The organism is Streptomyces sp. NPDC000878 (assembly GCF_053599695.1).
Genome location: NZ_JBSFMT010000181.1, coordinates 1 through 2,205, shown reverse-complemented (window position 1 = coordinate 2,205; position 2,205 = coordinate 1). Strand labels below are relative to the sequence as shown.

Here is a 2,205-nt window from a genome sequence, read left to right as displayed (position 1 = left end):
CACCCCCCAGGTCATGCCTTCGACAGGGGGCAACAGTCATGCCGGGCCCGGAGGCCAGCGGCCCCGTTGCGGAGCCGCGGAAAACATAACGGGGCGGCCCGGCACGCGGGAGCGCGGGTGCGGTCCGAGGGGTGACCGCACGAGGCTCGACCGCGGGCCGGGCCGTGGCGGCCGGGCCCCAGACGAAGGGAACGGGCCCGGCCGGTCTGTGGCCCGCGCCGTGTCGCGGTGACCGGCGCGGGCTGCGTCAGGTCACCGGGGGCCCGTACGTGCGGAACCCGCCGTGCCCGGCGGCATGCTTGAGGTAGTCGATCCACTCGGGCCACCAGTCGGCGTCTTCGATGACCTCCGAAAGGAGCGCGGGATTCGTGGCCCTGCTGGTCTCGTACGCCGCGAGAGCCGCATGGATCTCTCCGGGGGTGACGGTCCAGCCCTCGTCGCCGCCGAGCTTGTGGGCCGCGATGCCCTCGGGCTGCGGCAGTGCCTCGGACAGCCGCTCCTCAAGAGCCTTGCGGTACCGCTGGACCTGCGCCGTAGCCGCGTCCCCCGTCGGGGCGAGAACGGCCTCCTCGGCGGTGGTCCCGTACGCCTCGGGCGCGGGGCGGTCCGGTGGCTGCGCGGCAGTCAGCATGCCGAAGTGGTCCATGAGTGCCCGGCACTCGCTCATCGCCCAGGTCGTCAGGTAGAAGTGCGTGGTACGGACCGCCTCCATCGCGTCGTAGGCGCTGGTGACCTTCACCTGGACGGCCTGGTACTCCGGGTGGCCGTACGGGAGGTCGAGACCGTCGCGGTGCTCCACGGCCGCGTCGAACGACCTGCTGGCCGCTTCGTACGCTGCGTCCTCGCCCTCTGGGGAGCGTGCGAGGTACATGTCGTAGCCCATGCCTGGGACTTCCCTTCGTGCGGTTTCGGCGCCTGCCCGGACGTCACTCCAGGAGAGTTCGATACTAGATTAACAAATGGCGTGGGTCGGGTATTCCCCGGACAGCGGCGGCGGGTTGTTCAGCGGGAGGGGTGCAGGTCACCGATGCCTCCGTGCCCTCTCGGCCTCGCGACGCGCGTCGGCGGCGGTGTAACCAGCCGTGCACCATGGACGGCAGAACTGGCCAGGCGGCGCGCCGCAGGTCTCGCACGTGTCGTCGAAGTCCTCGGGGCGCCACGGCCGCAGCGAGCTGCTCATGCCGGGGAGTTCCTGCTGTGCGCGGCCAACGGGGGATCGACAGCCGGGTGTTGCCGGGCGGCGGGGCGGCTGGTTCGCCTGCGCGGCCGCTGCTGGGCGCGCAGGGACGAGATCTCCGTGCGGAGGCGACCGACGCGATCACGCTCCTCGCGGGCCGCGCGCTCGGCGTACTCGGCGTATGCGGGCAGGTAGTCGGCGCGGCGCGCGAGTGACCCTCGGTAGTCCATCAGCACCAACGCCAGGACCGGGTGCGGCCGGGCGGTGAGCCACCGGGCGGCCGTCCACCAGCTGGAGACGGTGGTGAGGGCGTCGCGGCGGTAGGCTTGGGCCTTGCGCTCGAAGCATGCCGCCTCAGCCTCGCCCCTACGCATCGACCAGTCGAGGAAGCGCAGCAGGCCGGGGGTCTCACGCTCGCGGGAGGCCTCCAGCAGGCGGTGAAGGTCGGGCCGGTGAGCGACGTCCTCGGCGCAGGCCCGCATGACCAGGGCGAGGGCCTCGCCCGTTGTGGGGGAAGGGGCGTTCCCGGCCGCTGACTCCATGGGGATCATCGCGGCGTGCTGGTATGGGTAATCGGCGTCTGTCCACCGCACCAGGCCACCGGTGTAGCCGGTCGCGCTGCCGCGCCTGCGCGGCAGGGACTCGGCTGGCGCGGTTGCGTCCATGGCGTTGACGGATCCGAGGCTCACGCGCAGCGCGGTGAACTGGTCCCAGTGGCGCGGATGATGGGTGCCGGCCACGTGCACGCAGCCGCGCAGCGCGCCCGCCAGGGCGTACACGACGGCGTCTTTGCCCCGCGGCTGGGCGGTGGCGCGCACCGTGCCGGACGGTGTGTCGATGGTGAGGATGTCGGCGGTCACGGTCAGAACTCCCGTCGGTCGGAAGGAACATGGGGCGGTGGGCGGGTCCGCCGCCCCGCGCAATGTGTGGGGCGGCGGGGCGGCGGATCGCTGGCCAGTGACGACCTGGGCGGATGGGCCGGACCCGCTCGCCGGGGCGGGTACGGCGTCGGGGAGGCCGGCGGGGTC

The 2,205-nt window shown here is 72.8% G+C and carries 2 protein-coding genes; both read right to left on the bottom strand.

What is annotated here, in order from left to right:
* Window positions 1-247 precede the first annotated feature (247 nt).
* Window positions 248-883 (bottom strand): hypothetical protein, encoded by a 636-nt coding sequence (locus ACWDR4_RS50035; protein WP_450418851.1) that lies wholly within the window; start codon window positions 881-883, stop codon window positions 248-250.
* A gap of 293 nt (window positions 884-1,176) precedes the next feature.
* Window positions 1,177-2,037: a hypothetical protein gene (locus ACWDR4_RS50030; RefSeq protein WP_450418849.1), complete on the bottom strand. Its 861-nt coding sequence runs from the start codon at window positions 2,035-2,037 to the stop codon at window positions 1,177-1,179.
* Between the last annotated feature and the right edge of the window lie 168 nt (window positions 2,038-2,205).

What these genes read in the sequence shown, in the direction of transcription:
- ACWDR4_RS50035 (WP_450418851.1), bottom strand. Translation starts at nt 883, where the DNA reads ATGGGCTACGACATGTACCTCGCACGCTCCCCAGAGGGCGAGGACGCA.